The organism is Streptococcus sp. E17BB (genome assembly GCF_041807725.1).
In the GTDB taxonomy this organism is placed as follows: domain Bacteria; phylum Bacillota; class Bacilli; order Lactobacillales; family Streptococcaceae; genus Streptococcus; species Streptococcus entericus.
The window spans coordinates 40,394-59,227 of record NZ_JBGTZC010000011.1; the positions used below are offsets into that span (position 1 = coordinate 40,394).

Genomic DNA, 18,834 nt, shown 5'->3' on the forward strand with positions numbered 1-18,834 from the left:
GCTCTCACGCGCCTTGTGGTCTGAAAACCATGGTCTTGATGTCCTGGTAACTCATGCCCAGGTTGATCATAGCGATAGCCATATCTTCCAAGGCTTGGTATCTCACTAGTTCCTTACTAGTTAAGCTGTCAATACCTGTCAGACCGCCACGGCTTGCCACTAGCTGACGCTTATTCAATCCGCTTGCACCTTTAAGCAATAGGTTTGTAACGGTGCTATGCGCGTGTTTAGGGGCTTCTTCCCAGCGTTCTATGACCTCGTGTAGGGTTTTACGCTTGGGCTTCTCTAAAGCCCTCTGATAGCGAAATTCTGCCACCTCATCACGCATTGCAAAAAATGCTTTGACCAGGTTTTCTTTGAATGTTGCGACCTGCTCTGTATTCTTTAAGAACGTAATCAGCAAGGTTGCTTGTTGCTCGTTTAGAATATAATCTTTTGCCTGTTGTCCACTCGGTAAAGGTCGCATTTGAAATGAGACCTTCCCAAAACGCTCAAGGCGCTCTCTATTCTTTCTGATATGTTCTTGTACTGCGTGATGTTTCACTCCAGCACATTCAGCGATTATCTCGCTTGTGGTGTACGGCTCCTTTTTGCCGTCAAGATAGACTAGGTTCATCTTCTCACTCCTTCCTAACTGTAAAATAGTTCATCAATGGTTATATCTGGCTTAATTTCAGTAACCATAGACTTGATTTTTAGGCGCTCTTTGTCATTGAATGGTGTCTTACCTGTCTCTTTGTTGTTGTAAGACTGTAAAGAGATTTCTAGCTTGTCAGCCATTGCTTGCTGTGTCAGTCCAAGCATGACCCGATAGCCTTTCAGTTTGCTCATGCCGCTCTCCTTTCTTTGAAAAAATCCCCCTCCATAGATTGAAATCATGAAAGGTCGTGGAGGGGTGTAGGATTTGACGTCGTTTTTTGGCGCAATCAAATCTTGATTAAGATTATAGCGCCATCTTTTGTCGTTGTCAATAGCTTTTTGAATTTTTTTACGCCATTTTTTGACTTTTTTCTAATTCTTAGTTATAATCACTTTTGAAAGGTCGTGAAATTTATGAACAGATTGAAAGAATTAAGGCAAGAAAAAAAGCTATCTCAAAAAGAAATAGCCCTTGAATTACAAGTGCCACCTAGAACTTATCAACGCTGGGAAAACGGCGAAAGCCAAATCAAACCCGACAAAGCCCAGCAACTGGCGGACTACTTCGGTGTATCAGTGGGGTATCTGTTGGGGTATAGTGATTTTATTTCCCCTAATGATTTTTTGAAAAGCAAAGAAATAGTACATCACGAAAGTGTAGGAGATATAATTGAATTAAAAGCTGAACCTATAGAGCTTCTTCTTTTTGATACTATCGGTGAGAAAAGAGTAGATGAATTTTATGACGCTCTCGTTAACATTGCCAACACTGAGAATAAAAAGTTTGGCTTAGGCGGGTACAGCTCAAAAGAGGAAGCTATGCGTGATATTACCCATCTTGTTAATAATATTTTTAACTTACCTGAAGAATATAGAAAATTACTAGTCTTTTGGTCAATGGGAACACAAAAGCAAAAAGATATAGTTATGGAAATAGCCCAAGAGTTTGCTAACACTATCGATTAACCCACGCGCCATAATCCATTCTACGCCCCACCAGAAGCTTCCTACTGGGCTTCTAACGACTTCAAAACTCTTAGGGGTATCTTTCCCCTCCAAAAAGTTTAGGCTCTCAAAACGCCTGCTAGAGCCTTCTCACAATCCAAATAGAAAGGCGGTACCTATGCCCTACTCAAATAGCTATCTTGATGATGTCCTGGTTCGCATGTCCTACCATTCCAGCGGGATTGAGGGCAACACCATCACGCACCCACAACCTGCCTATATAGGCTCGGTGGGTTAACATTCCCAACTATCAACCATCGCTTGACAGTTGCCCTATACAGGTTTTTACCTTAGGATTTCTTAGTAATCACACTCTACTAACATGGATAAAAGGCTATTTCTAGGCGTTATTAGCCATCTTGGTTCTACCAACTTTTTTCCTACTTTTTCCAACATTTTCCTATATACGGGATATGTCTATACTTAAGGGTGTAGTCTATCCTCATACTTTCACATACCTACCACAAATCCAAAAGAAAAAACGGACTTATAGAAGTCCGCTTGTGGGGTGCGTGATTGATCAAACACCTAACTTAGCTATCAGAATTAAGCAGGCGCATAATCATTTTTTTGAAAACCGCATACACAAATTAGGCTTCTGGACAAGGTCATATAATGCCGTATATTGTGCGCCTGTTTAATTGTGACTTTACTGTTCCTAGAAAGGAAATCGAAACATGGATAAATTAATGCAACAAATGGCTGATAAGTTTGGTGATATGATCCAGGCTGTAATCATTGAAAAAACAAAAGTCATTGATATTGATCAGACATTGCCCCTGGAACTTAACCAAAAACAATTGGCAACTTTGCTCGGTTGTTCTACAAGTCGCTTACCTGAATTTATTTATCGGAAAGATTTTCCTAAGATTGATAGAGGATATGGAAGAAGATTAGCTTTTCCGAGAGATGCAGTAAGGGAATGGTATAACAATAACTGGCACAAGTTATAAACAAATTAACTAAGATGATTTTTAAACTTTCCCGCGCGTGTGCGAATGCGTGTGCGAATTGATTGTTATCGATAAATCCTTTAATAACGCCTTTTGCTAACAGGAAACAAACTTATTAGTCTGCGCGTGTGCGAATGCGTGTGCGAATTGATTGGAGAAAAAATGAGAAAATACGATATACAAAAATTGTTATTATCAGGGGAGAACCAAAGTGTCGAATTTAAAGAAGCTAAAAATTCTTTCCCTAAAGACGGTATGAAAACAATTTGTTCCTTCGCTAATACAAATAATGGTCTGTTAATTCTAGGGGTCTCAGAAAACACAAAGAGTAAAGATTTTTATATTTCCGGCGTTAATGATTCCGATAAAGTACTGGACGAATTATATAGTTTACTTAATAACCCTAATAAAATTAATAGAAATGTGATTAATGAAGAAAGTGTTGAAGTCACAAATATAAAAGGAAAAGAGATTATCATTATCCCTGTTAACAAGGTTGACTACAAGGATAAACCTATATATCTTAATGACAATATAGCATCTACCTATTTTCGTCAGGGGACTGGTGATTTTAGGTGTTCACAAGAACAAATCAATGCGATGCTAAGAGATTCTGCAAAAGAAAGTTTTGATAGTACACTTGTTCAGGATTTCTCTATTTTAGATTTAGATAGAGAAACAATAAACCGTTATAGAGAAAAGTTCGATAATATTAATGCTGAGCACCCTTTTTCCAAATTAGACACCGAGCAATTTCTCTTAAAAATAAACGCTCTACGAAGAGATCGTACAGACAATAAAATAAAACCAACTGTGGCTGGATTATTAATTTTTGGAACACATAATGCCATAAAAGAGTTTATTCCTCACTATAACGTAGAATATGTTTTAAAAGAATTTACCGAAAATAATCGATTTAAAGACCGAGTAATCTATGATGGTACGTGGGGAGAAGATAATCTTTTTAATTTCTTTCACCTAGTTATCGAAAAATTGTATCTAACTTTAAATGACAACTCTAACATTCAAGAAAATTCTATGAATAGAATTGGGATTTCAAAGTTACGAATTGCAATTCGTGAGGCATTCGTTAACAGCCTTATTCATAGTGATTATAAAAGCGAAAAAGGGATAATGGTAATTAGATACTCTGATAGATATATATATTCACAAATGGCGGAACACTTAGAATTGACCTAAAGGACTTTTTTAGTGGGGCACATTCTGATCCAAGAAACTACTTAATACAAGAAATTTTTAGGTTTTTAAATTTATGTGAAAAAGCGGGAACTGGTATCCCTAAAATAATGGAAGCAGTTAAAGAGAGTCATTTAAAGTATCCCAAATTACGAACTGAATTAGACTCAGTTGAACTTACATTATGGGATACTTCCCTTATAGATAACCTAGATATTGATAACGAACATGAGAAAAAAATATTAGAGTTAATAATCGAAAACCGTTTCATAACAAGAGAGACTTTGGAAGAAAAACTAAAAATCCATAAAAATACAATTTTAAAATATTTAAAAAAATTAGTGGAAAAACAAGCTATCAATAAATTCAAATCTGGTAGACAATACGTATACTTTATTGCACAAAACCAAGATCCTGAATTTCAAAAATATAACCACATTGATGCTATGTATTCTCTACTAGAAGAAATGAAACGAAAATAAAGGCCTTCTCGTAAGCCCTGACATGATATAAACCTAACCCCAATCTAAAACCTTTGATAACGGCTTGCCTGCTGATAGTTAGAAAAGAGGTTAGACAATGAACATTACAGAACATAAAAAGAAAAATGGGGTAACAGTTTACCGGGCTAGTGTTTACCTGGGCATTGATAAGCTAACAGGTAAGAAAGCACGCACCACGGTCACGGCTTCCACCAAAAAAGGGGTAAAAATCAAGGTTAGGGAGGCGGTCAACGCTTTTGTGGCTAATGGGAATTGCTCAAAGGCTAAACCAACCATTACAACGTATAGGGAGCTTGTGGCTCTCTGGTGGGACAGCTACCACCATACCATCAAACCAAACTCCCAGCAATCCATGGAAGGCATTGTAAGGCTTCATATTTTGCCTGTATTTGGCGATTACAAGCTAGATAAGCTGACTACTCCAGTTATCCAGCAACAGGTCAACAAATGGGCTGATAGAGCCAATAGAGGAGTAAAGGGAGCATACGCTAATTATAGCTTTCTCAACAATATCAACCGCCGCATTCTCCAGTACGGGGTCACTATGCAACTGCTTCAGCATAACCCTGCTCGTGATGTCATCGTACCACGTAAGCAACAAAATAAAGAGCAGAAAGTCAAATTTTTCAGCAATCAGGAGCTTAAACAGTTCTTGGCTTACCTCGATAGCCTAGACTTGTCCGATTATGGAACGTTTTTTGACTACGTGCTTTACAAGGTCTTACTGGCCAGCGGTTGCCGTATCGGCGAAGCCCTAGCCCTTGACTGGTCTGATATTGACCTAGAGCAGGGGACTATCAGCATATCCAAAACCCTAAACAGGTATCAGGAAACCAACACGCCAAAGTCTAAGGCTGGGGTGCGTGATATTGAGATAGACAAAGCTACCGTTTTGCTCCTGAAACAATACAAAAAACGCCAGCAAGTCCAAAGCTGGCAACTGGGACGGTCTGAAACAGTTGTCTTTACACCTCTTACCACCAAGTACGCCCATGCCTGCATGTTGAGAAAGAGGCTGCAAGGCCATTTTAAGGCTGCTGGCGTTCCTGATATTAGTTTCCATGGTTTTCGCCATACGCACGCCACTATCATGCTCTACGCTGGGATTGAGCCTAAAGACCTCCAGTATAGGCCGGGGCATTCTAATATAGCCATGACCCTAAACACCTATGTCCACGCCACCCAAGAGGGGGCTAAAAAGCCGTCTCAATCTTTGAGGCAGCTATCAGCAATCTATAAAAACAAGGGTGTCGCATTTTGCGACGACCCTCTTACTTAACCCAATTTCTCCCAGGGGTAGTAAAAAGGGTAGTAAAATCAAAAAAGCACCTTGGGATAGAGCCCCAAAGTGCTTGATATAAAGGCATTTCTGCCCCATACTTCCAAAAAAGTATTACAACATTTTGTTGTAGAATTCAACGATAAGGGCTTCGTTAATTTCTGGGTGGATTTCATCACGCTCTGGCAAACGAGTGAGTGAACCTTCCAATTTTTCAGCATCGAATGACACGAAAGCTGGGTGTCCAAGAGTTGCTTCAACAGCTTCAAGGATTGCTGGTACTTTCAATGATTTTTCACGAACTGAAATCACTTGACCTACTTCAACACGGTAAGATGGGATATCTACGCGTTTACCGTCAACAAGAATATGACCGTGGTTAACAAACTGACGCGCTTGACGGCGAGTTGTTGCCAAACCAAGACGATAAACGACGTTGTCTAAACGACGCTCAAGCAAAAGCATAAAGTTGAAACCAAGCGTACCCTGTTTAATTTTAGTCGCTTGTACGAAAAGGTTACGGAATTGTTTTTCACCCATACCAAAAGTGAAACGTAATTTTTGCTTTTCAGCTAACTGTAAACCGTATTCTGACAATTTAGAACGGTTGTTTGGTCCGTGTTGTCCTGGGACGTAGTTACGGCGAGCAAGCTCTTTACCTGTACCTGTAAGTGAAAGACCCAAACGACGAGCTTGTTTCCAAGATGGTCCTGTATAACGTGACATAGCAATGTCCTCCATAAAATAAATTTTTATGGAAATAACGATGTAGACAAACCTAATTCGTGCAGCTTGCCTTCGCCCAAACAGCAAAGGTTACTGGTATTTCAGACAAGCTGTTGACGAGCTTTATTTTGTCCTGCTGTTATTTCACACAAATGATATTATATCACAAAAATATAGCCTTGACAAGCACTTTCACTGTTTTTTATCATTCGCCATCTTCTACAAAACATCTACTTACAAGCACCTACCAGAAACCGAGCACAGACAAATGCGAGCATCCAGCTCAAAACATATGATACCCACAGTGACCTTAAACCTGATATTGTCTATTTCTCTGAACTCTTGTCCGAAAGGCACCCTACCAAGCTGGCTATCGCCTAAAATTCAGAGAAAGAAAAGACCAACGATTGAAAAAACTGGCTAAACTGACAGAAGAAGCGCAGATCAGACTGGACTCCTACCAAGGGCTTGCGACTTTCTAGAAATGCCTGAGAAAATGGGCTAGGAAGAAGTTAAAAGGGAGCTGGTGCAGATGGATGACCGTCACTAAAGCGTAGTTTGGAGATTCCTCTTCATATACCATTACAATGCCTCTGAGCACATCGCTGGATTCTTACTTTTTACAACGAACAAAACCCTCGTTTGACAACAACGAGGGCTTCATTCTAGTTTGAGATTGAGCAAGCTGCCCATAAGTAGAGCTTGCTCAGCTTGTCCCTTGCTTTCGCAAGATGACAGAGTTAAGCTTACTTACGTTTTGGTGGGTTGTGGATGGCCACACCAAGTACATCAAGGAAGGCTTCGTACATCACTTCAGAGAAGGTTGGGTGTCCATGGATGGATGCCGCAACATCGTCGATGGTCAATTCAGCTTCCATGATGGTGGCTGCTTCGTTGATCATATCTGCAGCGATCGGACCGATGATGTGAACACCAAGGATTTCATGGTATTTCTTCTCCGCAATGACCTTCACAAAACCGTGAGCTTCGCTAGAGGCGATGGCACGACCGTTACCAGTAAAGCTGTTGCGACCGATGATAATGTTGTCTTTGCCATATTTCTCGATGGCTTGCTCTTCGGTCAAACCAACCATGGCAATTTCTGGATGTGTGTAAACAGCAGCTGGTGTGAAGTCCAATTTTGCTTTGTGGTGGTTGCCTTGCATCGCGTTTTCAGCAGCCACTTCACCCATACGGTAAGCCGCGTGAGCGAGCATCTTCGTACCATTGACGTCACCAGGAGCGTAGATACCTAGGATAGAGGTTTCTTGGTAGGCATTAACTTTGATACGACCGCGGTCCATTTCAAGGTTGAGGTTTTCAAGTCCAGCCATCTGTGGCACACGTCCGATAGAAAGAAGGGCTTTTTCAGCGACGACTTCTTCACCATTGTTGAGTTTGATGGTCAACTGGTTGTTGGCTTCAACAATCTCAGAGACACCTACAGATGTCAAGAACTTCATGCCTTTCTTAGAAAGGACTTTTTGAAGCTCAAGAGAGATTTCACGGTCCATACCTGGAATGATACGGTCAGCCATCTCGATAACGGTCACCTCGACACCGTAAGATGCCCATACCAAACCAAGCTCAACACCGACAACGCCACCACCCATAACAGCGAGGGATTTCGGCATTTCACGCAGGTCAAGGATATCATCAGAGGTCAACACCAACTTAGAATCAATCCCTGGAATGTTGATGCGAGACACTTTTGAACCTGTCGCCAAGATGATAGAGCGACCTTTGATGGTTTCTGAACCGATGGTTACTGTCTTATCAGGATTGACTTGACCAAGACCTTTGAAGATGGTTACCTTGTTGGCTTTCAAGAGACCTTGAACACCACCAGTGAGGGTTTTTACAACTGTGTTCTTGAAGTCAACGGTCTTATCCATGTCGATGGTGTAGTTGGTTGACGCCAAGTTGATGCCACGACCAGCTGCGATTTTCAAACCGTCAAGGATTTCAGCATTTTTGAGGTAGGTCTTAGTTGGGATACAGCCAACGTTTAAGCAGGTACCACCAAATTCAGACTTCTCTACGATGGCGATTTTTCCACCGAGTTGGGCACCACGGATAGCCGCATAGTAACCAGCAGGACCACCACCGACTACGATGATGTCGTACTCATCAGCTGCCAATTCTGCTTTTGGCGCTTGTGCCGCTTGAGCTGGAGCTGCTGGCACTTCCAAACCTGCTGCCTTGAGGTCTGCTTCTGCCTTAGCCACATCAGCTGCGGCTGGAGCTGCTCCTTCTTCAACTACTTCACCTTCAGCGCCGATATAGGCAATCACTTCTGTAACAGGCACTACTTCACCGTTGCCACGAACGATTTTCAAGAGAACACCTGAATCTTCTGCTTCCAGTTCCATATTGGTCTTGTCAGACATGATTTCAAGAAGGACATCACCTTCGTTGACGACATCACCGACTTGTTTTTTCCACTCGATGATTTCACCTTCTTGCATGTCCACACCGAGTTTTGGCATAATGACTTCTACTGCCATGATTTTCTCCTTTTTATGGTTTCTTTTTGATACTGACTGAGGTGGTCGGGACGCAAGGCAAATCATAACGTCAATTCCCGTCAGAATTGACTATGATTTGCACTAGTTTGGAAAATAATTATTATCGAATTGTTTTCCAAACGTCGCAACTTTCCATTTTGAATGTCATGGCTAAACGGAAAGCCTGTAGTCTTTCCGTTTGCCTGTATCATTGCCTCTAGCAATGATACTATAATCACGGCGTCAGTATCTACTGTGCTCGCTAACGCTCGCTTATTTTTAAATCAACAACTCCAATGGATTCTCAAGCAAGTTCTTGAGATCCACCATGAACTTGGCACCGTTCATACCATCTACGATACGGTGGTCGATGGTCAAGCACAGTCCCATGATTGGGCGGATTTTCACTTCGCCATCCACTACAACTGGGGTTTGTACTGTTGCTGCCACACCCAGAATCGCTGAGTTTGGCTGGTTGATGATTGGGTTGAAGGATTTCGTTCCAAACATCCCCAAGTTGGTGATGGAGAAGGTCGAGCCTGACATCTCGTTAGACTTGAGCTTGCCAGATTGGGCTTTCTTGATGACATCCTTAGACGCTACCACAAAGTCAGACAGGCTCATCTTGTCTGCACCGTGAACAACTGGTACGACTAGACCCGCGTCCAGACCAACGGCGATACCGAGGTTGACGAAGCGGTGGAGTTCAATCTCTTCAGCATTGTTGATGAGAGAGGCATTGAGGTACTCGTGTTCTGGTTTCATGAGGGTACGCACGACCGCCAGACCAATCAAGTCGGTAAAGGTCACTTTGAGACCTGTCTTGTTCATGATTGGCTCAAGGACTTGCTTGCGAAGCGCCATGAGGTTGGTCATGTCGATGTCGTAGTTAAGCGTAAATGTTGGTGCTGTCAGGTAAGAGTTGACCATACCTTTTGAAATCGCCTTACGCATGGCAGACATCTTGATGACTTCAACGCCTTCTGGCAATTCCTTGGCTGGTTTTTCTTCCTTGGCAGGCGCAGCTGGTGCTTGCGCTTGTGCTGGAGCAATAGCTGCCAGAACGTCCTCTTTGGTGATTTTGCCACCGACACCTGTTCCTGTCAAGCTAGCCAAATCAACACCTTCGCCTGCAGCGATACGGCGTGCTAATGGTGTCGCTTTAGGAACTGCACCCTTGAAGGCCTCAACGTCGTCCTTATGGACACGACCGTTGGCACCTGTTCCTGGAACAAGGTCAAGGTCAATACCCAAATCACGAGCCACCTTACGAGCCGCTGGGGTCGCACGGACTTTTTCACCCGCTGGGCGTTTAAATGCAGGTACTGGCTGCTCAGACTTCGCAGGTACAGCAGCTTCTGGCTCTTCTGTTGCCACAACTGGTGCATCACTGATAGACGGAGACGCTTCTGCAACAGCCTCGCCAGACGTCTCAACTGTTTCGCCTGCTTCACCGAGGTAACCGATGATTTCAGTGACTGGCACAACCTCACCGTCGCCACGAACGATTTTAATCAGGATACCAGAATCTTCCGCTTCCAGCTCCATATTTGTCTTGTCTGACATGATTTCGAGGAGAACGTCGCCCTCTTTGACAACGTCGCCCTCTTTCTTTTTCCACTCGATGATTTCGCCTTCTTGCATGTCCACACCGAGTTTTGGCATAATAATTTCGATTGCCATGGGGGTTCCTTTCTTTGTGTTATTTTTTTGGTTAATGGCGGAGCTAGTCAATTACTACTGACTAGCAGCCAGACACCTTCAGATAAGCTCAGTCTCGTCAAGCAGTCATAGACACCACTGATAGTCGTACAAGACCACCTAACGAAGAACAAGCAAAACTAAAAGAGTCTGAGCGATTAGCCCTTGTTAACAGACTTGTAGATAGCAGCCTTAATCTTCTCAACAGTTGGAAGCATGGCTTGCTCAAGAACACGGGCATAAGGAACTGGCACATCTTCTGATGCCAAGCGAATGATTGGCGCATCAAGGTAATCAAAAGCGTCACTCTCAGCAACTTGTGAAGCAATCTCACCGATGAAGCCACCTGTTTTGTAAGCGTCGTTGACCAAAATCAGGCGACCTGTTTTCTTAACAGAGTTGAAAATCATCTCTTTGTCAAGCGGAATCAGGGTACGTGGGTCAACAACTTCAACGCTGATGCCTTCAGCAGCCACTTCGTCAGCAGCTTGGATAACGCGCTCAAGCATACGACCGTAAGACACGATGGTCACGTCAGTACCTTCACGTTTGATGTCACCTTTACCAAGTGGAATGTAGAAATCTGGATCTTGGTTAACTTCTTCTTTTTTACCGTAAAGGGCTTTTGGCTCCATGAAGATAACGATGTTGTTATCGCGGATAGATGACTTCAAAAGACCTTTAGCTTCGTTAGCGTTACCAGGGGCAACCACTTTGATTCCTGGAATATGTGTCAACCACGCTTCAAGTGACTGGGAGTGCTGCGCTGCAGAACCGATACCTGATCCTGATGCGACACGGTAAGTGACAGGGGTAATGAGACCACCACCGAACATGTAGTTGTTTTTTGCACCGTTGTTCACAATCGCATCAAGGGCAATGGTGATGAAGTCCATGAAGGTCAAGTCAATGATTGGACGTAAACCAGTGATTGCCGCACCAACCGCTGCACCAGCGATTGCCGCTTCTGAGATAGGCGTGTCGCGAACGCGTTTTTCGCCAAATTCAGCTAACATGCCGACAGAGGTACCGAAGTCACCACCGTAGACACCAACGTCTTCACCCATCAGGAAGACATTTTCGTCTTTACGCATTTCTTCGCTCATGGCAAGGTTAATCGCCTCACGCATAGCCATCAATTTTGTTTCAGCCATTTTGTGTGTTTCTCCTGTGTTGTTTATGAAAAGATTTTTTCCAATGATTGTTTTCTTTTTGATAGATTCTTAGGTGGCAGGGACGGAAGCGACTGCCTACGGCATTCCATTCCTAAGTTTTGAGCCTAAGGTCTCAAAACTTCCCTTGTGGCATCAGCTTAAAATCTGATGCCACCTTTGCCACAGCGAATCTATCGTTTAATTGCTCGCTTCGCTCGCTGATTTGTCCAGCAAGCATCGGCTCTTTTTAGCCTACGACACGGAGTTATCACTATCGATAACACAGCGATAACGTAGTTAGTAAGGTCAGTAGGCAGACCGCCATAGCGGCTGACGAAACATTCAGATTTCAGTCTGAATATCCTACAACCACGTAGTAGACAGCTGGCTCTGCCGTTGCTAAACGCTCGGCAATCCCCTAACTGTCCTTGCGGGGGTCTCGCAACGGAGTGATAAAGTCACTCCTGCTCGGCCGCCTAATCTACCCAAACGTCCTCAAAGGCTACTGAGAGTTCAGGGTCTGGACTGTTTACGGCAAATTCATAGGCATCGTCGACTTCTTTGACCACTTGAGCATCGATGGTATCAAGCTCCTCGTGCGTTGCAATTCCTTCTTTGGTCAAGTAGTCGCGGTACTTGATCATTGGGTCTTTTTTCTTCCACTCTTCAACTTCTTCTTTGGTACGGTAAACACCGGCATCCGCTGTTGAGTGCCCGAACCAACGGTAAGAAATCACTTCAACGATAGCTGGTCCGTTTCCACCACGCACATGCTCAACTGCTTTGCCCATTGTTTCGTAAACCGCCAACACATCGTTTCCGTCTTCTACGTAGAAGCCTGGGATCCCGTAAGCTTCCGCACGTGTGTAAAGGTGAGGCGTGTTTGTCGCTTTTTTGATATCCATAGAGATACCATAGCCGTTGTTGATGATGAAGAAAATCACAGGGAGTTTCCATGTTGCTGCCATGTTCACAGACTCGTGGAATGACCCCTCGTTGGTCGCACCGTCACCTGAGAAAGCAACAGCGATGTTGTTGGTACCTTTGTACTGTTGGGTAAGAGCTGCACCGACAGCCATGGCGTAACCACCACCAACAATACCGTTAGTGCCGTAGTTGCCACGTTTGAAGTCTGCCAAGTGCATAGAGCCACCACGACCTTTAGATACACCCGTCACTTTACCAGCAAGCTCAGCCATCATGGCATTCAAGTCCATATCTTGCGCGATAGACTGACCGTGACCACGGTGGTTTGAGAAGAAGCAATCATCATAAGTCAAGTGTTGTACTGCACCAACGTTGGCAGCTTCTTCACCAACTGAGAAGTGAGTCATCCCTTGAACAAAGCCACGACGAACCAGCTTGTTAATCCGCATATCGAATTCACGAATGCGCTGCATTTTCAAATACATTTCCAAATGTATCTCTTTTGAGAGTGTTACCATTTCGGCCTCCAAATTTTTTAGATTACCTTATTATTTTATCGGAAAAATTCACAAAGTGCAAGAATTTCAACCGCTTTCTCAACTGTTATAGGTCAGTTTCGGTTTTTAAAAAGTTGTTTTTTTCACAAAGTAAAAATCTCGTTCAAAACGAACAAGATTTTTAGTAAGCTTAGTTAATGGCAGCTAAAACCGCATCTGCTTGAGCAGAGAGTTTAGCAATCGTTTCTTCAGAAACGGTCAACTCACCTGTTGCCCAAGCTTCTGGGTTAACCAAAGCGCCAGTGAACTCACCAACAGGTTGAGTACGGATGAAAGTCAAGAGTTGTTGGAACTCTGGGAAGAGGTGGTCGTGACCTGCGTTAGCCACTGATGACACAGTCGTTACTTTTGAATCAATCGCTGATGGACCGCGAGTTTCTGACAAATCAAGAGCACGGCTGAGCCAATCAGTCAAGTTTTTCAAGATACCTGGGATAGAGAAGTTGTAGATTGGTGAGAAGAACCATACCGCATCAGCAGCAAGCACCGCATCACGCACAGCTTGTACCGCAGGAAGCGTTGGGACTTCCAATTCTTGGTTAAAGAGTGGCACTTGACTGTAGTCCAAGTAAGTCACTGTTGCACCTTTCTCAGCTAAAACCTTCTCAGCAGCTTGAGCCAACTGGTGGTTAAATGACCCTTGACGCAGTGACCCTACGATAAACAAAATATTTTTTGACATAACTGTTTCCTCCTTTTTTGAAAACAACGATTTGATTGAAGTAATGATAGACACGCTATCTCCTTAAAATAGATTTACAGCAGATATTACTATATAGTGATTATACAACAGCTAAAAAAATTTGTAAAGTCTTTTGCTTACAAATTTTTGAATTTTTTAAGCAGGGTAATCAACTGCTCTTGTTCATCATCGGTCAGAACAAACATGGCCTCTTCGACCTTGGTTAAATGCTCTGGCAGGACACGCTCGATTAACGCACGACCCGCTTCAGTCAAACCAACGAGCTTAGCACGTTTATCCTCAGGACAAGTTTTTGTCCACACCCAGCCATTTTTTTCCATATTTTTAATGACCACGGTCATGTTACCAGAAGTCGCTAATAAGCCTGATAAAATCTGCCCAACTTTTTGCTCCCCTTTGCTGTAGAGGTAATCCAACACGCCAAACTGGGTATGGGTGATGCCATACTCGCGTAGATTCGGCACAACATAATTATCAATCGTCAACTGTGCCTTTCGAAAGACAATATTAGCTTTCTGGGCTAGTCTTTTCTCATTCATGATTTTTCCTCCATACGATATCCGCTATTTATCCTACTATATGACCGATAATAAAGTCAAGATAGGAGACTGCAAAAAAATAATGACGCACAAGCGGTCATCTGGCAACACGCAACGCTGTCCATCACTCTACACATCGCTTAAACAAGCTAAAATTAGCTGTTTGAGGCGGCAAATTGAGCAAGAAAACGTTCCCTTATATATTGTACGGGCTATTCAACCAATAACATGTATGGTCGAGCTATCGTTCACTCGGTGTTCGTCCCGCTAAGGTTTAACAGCCTTAACGCACTCAACAGTGAGGCATTGCCTAATCGGATCTCAAAAACTACCTCTGAACTGGCAGTAACGCTCAAGAATCGCTTCCCTATTTTAATGACAATAAAATCGAGAGGCTGGGAGCTTTACCCAACCTCTCTACAAGAATCTTTCAAAACATGTTATAGCGAGCACATCATTTCTATGCTCAACTGATAACATCTGCTTGTCCGAAAAACTAATCCCTCACCCCATACTAGTAAGGTACACCGAGGTGCTCCCGTAGGGTTTCACCTTCATAATCCTTATGGAAAATGCCGCGTTCTTGGAGAATTGGGACGACTTCGTCGACAAAGCGAGGCAAATCGACGGCATAGACATCTGGCATGACCCAGAAGCCATCTGCAACCCCTGCTTCAAACCAAGCCGTCATGTGGTCAGCAATGTCCGTAGCATTCCCGACCGCTGTAAGGTGGTAGTCAATCACTGAATGATAGACGATTTCTCGCAAGGTCCAGCCTTCACGCGCTACCTTGAGGACATTTTCCAGACGTGGGTCGCTGTAAGGGGTGACCTGTACGGCATCCAAAATCTCTGGCGCAATCGGGCACTCAATATCAGCAGGCGTAAACTGGACGCCTAGCACATAGCCGATATGGGCGATGCGTTGCAAAAAGGTCTCACCATCGATAAAGCTAGCGTGGCGCTCTAGCGCAGCTTTCTTGTTATCCGCTAGCAAGGGCATGAGCCCTGCGATAAATTTGATGTCATCAGGGTGTCGCCCATTGTCCATAGCAGCTTGGCGAAGCGCCTGACGCATGGCTTGACCTTGCTCGATAGTCCAGACTTCACCGACAAAAACATTGGCATATTTGCCAGCGTAGGCAATGCTATTTTCCGACCCACCCGAGTGAAAAATGACTGGCTAGCCTTGCCTGGACGTTGGGATTGGCAGAGTACCTGCTGTCTGCACATAGTCGCCCTTGATGCTAACAGCTTTGACCTGGTCGTAGTCGGCAAATTCCTTGGTCTGGTGGTTGAGTTTAAGGGCGTCCTTTCCCCATGTTGCCCAGAGCTGTTGCACAGCCTCTGTAAATTCATAGGCCTTGCCATAGCGGTCAAAGCTGGTGGCTAGATTGACCCCGTAAGCATTGGCACTGACCCCGTTGGCCCCTGTGACCGCATTCCAAGCCACCCGCCCGTGCGTCAGCGCATCCAGCGTTTTGAACTGTCTAGCCAACTCATAGGGATTGGATCAAGAAGTCGCCCGCGTAATCCCCAGACCGATACGTGAGATCTGGCTGCCTATGATACTGGCAATCAGCAAGGGATCCAAGCCCATGGTCTGCATGTCGCTGTTATGCGCTGCCTTGGTACCCGGAAAATCACCAAAGAACATGAACTGGAACTTGCCTTTTTCAGCCAGCTGAGCCGCTTGAATATCGACTGAAAGATCTGGATACTCCGAGAGTTTAACCTCTGGGTCCAACCACGATCGAAAATGTAAACCTGCCGCACCAAACATGGCGAGACCAATCATCATTTGTTTCCTATCTGCCATCTTATACTAAATCCCCGATACCACTCATCAATTTGTCCATAATCACCGCCACAGGCTCAATTTTGTCAATCAGGGAAATCCCCAGACCAAAGGACGCAAAGCCCTTACTGAGATCGCCAAAGAGCATGCCGTCACGCATACCATTGTAGCCACGCTGAACCTCGAAAATCTCTTTCTCTGTTGCCCCTGCTTGGCTCATTTCCAAGAGTTTTTGGGAATGTCGCCCGATAAAGAGCGGTAGTAGGCAGGTACTGTGCGGTAGAGCAGCAGGTCAGAAGCTGTCGCTTTGAGTGCCATTTCCTTGATGTTGTCCGCCAAAATGGCTTCTTCAGCCATCATGAAGGCTGTACCAACATAGAGCCCTTCCGCACCGAGGGAAAAGGCCGCGCGAGCAGTGCGAGCATCTGCAATCCCACCAGCTGCCATGACAGGGACACGTCCTTTGGCAGCATCGACAATCATCGGTACGATGGAAAAAGTGCCGATGACCTTCTCAGGTACTGTTCCCCCTTCATCAAAACCAGTTGCCACGATGATGTCAGCACCACCTTGGATGGCTTCCTCGGTGTTTTCGACGGTTGGCGTACCGGCACGAAAGACGACTTTGATGCCTTTTTCCTTGAATTTCGCAGTTCAGAAGGCGGAAAATTCACCGACCATGACGGCAACCTGCACCCCTTCTTCCACCATCAGCTCAAGCATAGAACCTGTGAAGATATCGGTCAACTCATGACCAGGAGCGACGTTGATGCCTAACGGTTTATCCGTTATCTCACGGGCGATACGGATTTCCCGTCGCATGTTTTCGATGGTTTCCTCCACCGTCGTCGCTGCAACGGTCTGCCCAGCACTGATGCCAAGAACTCCCAAGCCACCTGCGGCACTGACAGAACCAGCGTATTGACCATTGGTCAACCAAGCCAGAGGGCCTTGGATGATAGGTTTTTCAATCCCCAAAATGTCTGTAATCCGATTTGTCATCTGTTTTTCTCCTTTATCTGTGATACAATAAGTCTAACAGCTACTTGACCCCTTGCCAAGACGGCAATTAAAAATTGTCTGGTACACTTTTTTGTACTTTTTGATAGAAAGGGCGTTTATGGTCAAAATTTGTCCTCAAGGATTTTTCCCAGAAGATTTGGAAAATCCAACTCCACTCTTTTTTCTGCTCTACACCCACACTCTGCTCTCTGGACGATGGAAACCCATGATTCTTGAGTATTTGGACAAGGGTGCCCAGCGTTTCAGCAGTATCCAGAAGCATTTGGGCAATCTCTCCCAAGGTTCTCTAACCAAGCAACTCAAGGAAATGGAGGCTGACAAGCTCATCGCTCGTACAGTTTATCCAGAGGTCCCACCGCGTGTTGAGTATCACCTGACAGACAAGGGCAGAGACTTGCTGCCTCTGCTTGAGCTGATGGTGGCATTTGGAGAGAGGTATCAGGGAGATGTCTCCACAAATATTAAAAGGTAGCGCAAGAGAACAACGCTACCTTTTATTTTCTCCACTACCATCATCAACAAAAGTCACCACATCATTTGGGCTACAGTCTAAAATCACACACAGTTTTTCTAGTGTTAATAAGGTAATATTTTTATTCTTTTTCAAACCATCCAGCGTCTTGTTATCAATACCTGCTTTCAGCAGTCGGTACTGAGAAATATTTTTGCGCTCCATGGTCGCCCAAAGTGGGGCAAAACTAATCATCAGACCGACTCCTTTCTGATTATTATTTTATCGTTCATGTGGTTATTTTCATATTGTGTTTATAAACACAATATGTTATACTTTTCTTGTGGATATACCCACAATATCAAAAAGGAGATGTTTCAATGAAACGACAATTACTAACACTTTCAGCCCTAGCGCTCACTAGTTTCGCTTTGGTAGCCTGTAACTCAACTAAAGAGGCATCAACTAAAGACAGCAGTCAGCCATCTGTTGTTAAGGCATCTAGCGAAACTTCCCAAAGCTCATCAGTCAAAACAAGTTCAACAAAAAAAGAGTATTCCCTCGGAGAGAAAATTAATATAGAAGATAAGGCAGAAGTCACCATTAAATCAGTTGCTTATACTGACGAACGCAATCAATTTTCAGATGCTCAACCTGATAAAGTCATTGTCGTAACCTATGATGTGACCAATCTATCTGAGGATGACTACTTTGTTGGATCAGAGTTAACACTCTACATCAATGGTAAAAAAATGGAGTCCTATCCTGTTGCGACTACTCTTGAAACAATTTCCGCTGGTCGAACTTATGAAAATGCCACTCAAGCCTTTGGTATCTCAGAAACTGGCAAAGGTGAAATTGAAATAAAACCATCTTGGAGTTGGGGAACAAAACCTGTTGTTGTCGCCTTTACACTTGAATAATAAAAAATCGCTCCGCTGATGACGGGGCGATTTCTCGTGTTTATTAGAGATAGTTGGCTCTATAATTTCTGTAGTGGGTAAATCCACCATGGAGATTATAGAGCCTTTTGAGTGTAGAAAAAAGGTTCCATATGACCTACAATGAAAAGTGCTTAAACAACTCATTAGAAAGACACATATGGAACAGTTCAATTTTATCACAAACCTACTCGGAATTAAAGACCCTAATATCACTATTTTGGAGATTGT

16 protein-coding genes and 4 pseudogenes are annotated in these 18,834 nt (G+C 43.9%); 6 read left to right on the forward strand and 14 right to left on the reverse strand.

Annotated features, from left to right (window positions below; genetic code table 11):
- Nucleotides 1–4: 4 nt before the first annotated feature.
- Both ACERC7_RS04105 and ACERC7_RS04110 read right to left on the reverse strand, forming a co-directional pair.
- Entirely contained in the window at nucleotides 5–616 is a 612-nt protein-coding gene (locus tag ACERC7_RS04105) for a Rha family transcriptional regulator (RefSeq protein WP_373658595.1), read from the reverse strand.
- A 14-nt stretch (nucleotides 617–630) separates the two neighbouring features.
- Nucleotides 631–831, reverse strand: coding sequence for a helix-turn-helix transcriptional regulator (locus tag ACERC7_RS04110; protein ID WP_373658596.1), 201 nt, complete (start codon nucleotides 829–831; stop codon nucleotides 631–633).
- A 222-nt stretch (nucleotides 832–1,053) separates the two neighbouring features.
- On the opposite strand from ACERC7_RS04110, the gene ACERC7_RS04115 reads away from it, so the two are divergent.
- From ACERC7_RS04115 to ACERC7_RS04130, 4 genes and pseudogenes are all read left to right on the forward strand, one after another.
- Nucleotides 1,054–1,605, forward strand: coding sequence for a helix-turn-helix domain-containing protein (locus ACERC7_RS04115; RefSeq protein WP_373658597.1), 552 nt, complete (start codon nucleotides 1,054–1,056; stop codon nucleotides 1,603–1,605).
- Nucleotides 1,606–2,321: 716 nt separating this feature from the next.
- Nucleotides 2,322–2,597 carry a helix-turn-helix transcriptional regulator gene (locus ACERC7_RS04120; RefSeq protein WP_373658598.1) on the forward strand — a complete coding sequence of 92 codons (276 nt, stop codon included), beginning with the start codon at nucleotides 2,322–2,324 and terminating at the stop codon, nucleotides 2,595–2,597.
- Nucleotides 2,598–2,759: 162 nt separating this feature from the next.
- Nucleotides 2,760–4,276, forward strand: a pseudogene (locus ACERC7_RS04125) (RNA-binding domain-containing protein).
- A gap of 97 nt (nucleotides 4,277–4,373) precedes the next feature.
- Nucleotides 4,374–5,536 (forward strand): annotated as a pseudogene (locus ACERC7_RS04130) (tyrosine-type recombinase/integrase).
- Nucleotides 5,537–5,690: 154 nt separating this feature from the next.
- Here ACERC7_RS04130 and rpsD read toward each other — a convergent pair.
- The 11 genes and pseudogenes from rpsD to ACERC7_RS04185 all read right to left on the reverse strand — a co-directional run bounded on the left by rpsD (nucleotide 5,691) and on the right by ACERC7_RS04185 (nucleotide 17,190).
- On the reverse strand, nucleotides 5,691–6,302 hold the full coding sequence (gene rpsD / locus ACERC7_RS04135; RefSeq protein WP_373666206.1) for a 30S ribosomal protein S4: 612 nt from the start codon (nucleotides 6,300–6,302) through the stop codon (nucleotides 5,691–5,693).
- Between the two features lie 746 nt (nucleotides 6,303–7,048).
- A complete protein-coding gene (lpdA, locus tag ACERC7_RS04140; RefSeq protein WP_373660178.1) occupies nucleotides 7,049–8,809 on the reverse strand; it encodes a dihydrolipoyl dehydrogenase in 1,761 nt (586 codons plus the stop codon).
- A 279-nt stretch (nucleotides 8,810–9,088) separates the two neighbouring features.
- Complete coding sequence (locus ACERC7_RS04145) at nucleotides 9,089–10,492, reverse strand: dihydrolipoamide acetyltransferase (RefSeq protein WP_373666207.1); 1,404 nt, start codon at nucleotides 10,490–10,492, stop codon at nucleotides 9,089–9,091.
- 176 nt (nucleotides 10,493–10,668) lie between these two features.
- Complete coding sequence (locus tag ACERC7_RS04150) at nucleotides 10,669–11,664, reverse strand: alpha-ketoacid dehydrogenase subunit beta (protein WP_373666208.1); 996 nt, start codon at nucleotides 11,662–11,664, stop codon at nucleotides 10,669–10,671.
- A gap of 476 nt (nucleotides 11,665–12,140) precedes the next feature.
- Nucleotides 12,141–13,109 (reverse strand): thiamine pyrophosphate-dependent dehydrogenase E1 component subunit alpha, encoded by a 969-nt coding sequence (locus ACERC7_RS04155; protein WP_373666209.1) that lies wholly within the window; start codon nucleotides 13,107–13,109, stop codon nucleotides 12,141–12,143.
- 169 nt (nucleotides 13,110–13,278) lie between these two features.
- A complete protein-coding gene (locus ACERC7_RS04160) occupies nucleotides 13,279–13,830 on the reverse strand; it encodes an NADPH-dependent FMN reductase (protein ID WP_373666210.1) in 552 nt (183 codons plus the stop codon).
- Nucleotides 13,831–13,967: 137 nt separating this feature from the next.
- On the reverse strand, nucleotides 13,968–14,390 hold the full coding sequence (locus ACERC7_RS04165; RefSeq protein WP_373658605.1) for a MarR family winged helix-turn-helix transcriptional regulator: 423 nt from the start codon (nucleotides 14,388–14,390) through the stop codon (nucleotides 13,968–13,970).
- A 514-nt stretch (nucleotides 14,391–14,904) separates the two neighbouring features.
- Nucleotides 14,905–15,888, reverse strand: a pseudogene (locus ACERC7_RS04170) (LLM class flavin-dependent oxidoreductase).
- 15 nt (nucleotides 15,889–15,903) lie between these two features.
- On the reverse strand, nucleotides 15,904–16,209 hold the full coding sequence (locus ACERC7_RS04175) for a hypothetical protein (RefSeq protein WP_373666211.1): 306 nt from the start codon (nucleotides 16,207–16,209) through the stop codon (nucleotides 15,904–15,906).
- 1 nt (nucleotide 16,210) lies between these two features.
- Nucleotides 16,211–16,408 (reverse strand): hypothetical protein, encoded by a 198-nt coding sequence (locus ACERC7_RS04180; RefSeq protein WP_373666212.1) that lies wholly within the window; start codon nucleotides 16,406–16,408, stop codon nucleotides 16,211–16,213.
- Nucleotides 16,405–17,190 (reverse strand): annotated as a pseudogene (locus tag ACERC7_RS04185) (nitronate monooxygenase). The gene ACERC7_RS04180 and the pseudogene ACERC7_RS04185 overlap by 4 nt, the downstream one beginning before the upstream one ends.
- Before the next feature lie 118 nt (nucleotides 17,191–17,308).
- Between ACERC7_RS04185 and ACERC7_RS04190 the strand changes: the two are divergent.
- Nucleotides 17,309–17,683 (forward strand): winged helix-turn-helix transcriptional regulator, encoded by a 375-nt coding sequence (locus ACERC7_RS04190; protein ID WP_373666213.1) that lies wholly within the window; start codon nucleotides 17,309–17,311, stop codon nucleotides 17,681–17,683.
- A gap of 15 nt (nucleotides 17,684–17,698) precedes the next feature.
- On the opposite strand, the gene ACERC7_RS04195 is transcribed toward ACERC7_RS04190, so the two are convergent.
- Nucleotides 17,699–17,917 carry a helix-turn-helix transcriptional regulator gene (locus ACERC7_RS04195; protein ID WP_018368440.1) on the reverse strand — a complete coding sequence of 73 codons (219 nt, stop codon included), beginning with the start codon at nucleotides 17,915–17,917 and terminating at the stop codon, nucleotides 17,699–17,701.
- A 125-nt stretch (nucleotides 17,918–18,042) separates the two neighbouring features.
- On the opposite strand from ACERC7_RS04195, the gene ACERC7_RS04200 reads away from it, so the two are divergent.
- Nucleotides 18,043–18,585: a hypothetical protein gene (locus ACERC7_RS04200; RefSeq protein WP_373658607.1), complete on the forward strand. Its 543-nt coding sequence runs from the start codon at nucleotides 18,043–18,045 to the stop codon at nucleotides 18,583–18,585.
- Nucleotides 18,586–18,834: the final 249 nt, after the last annotated feature.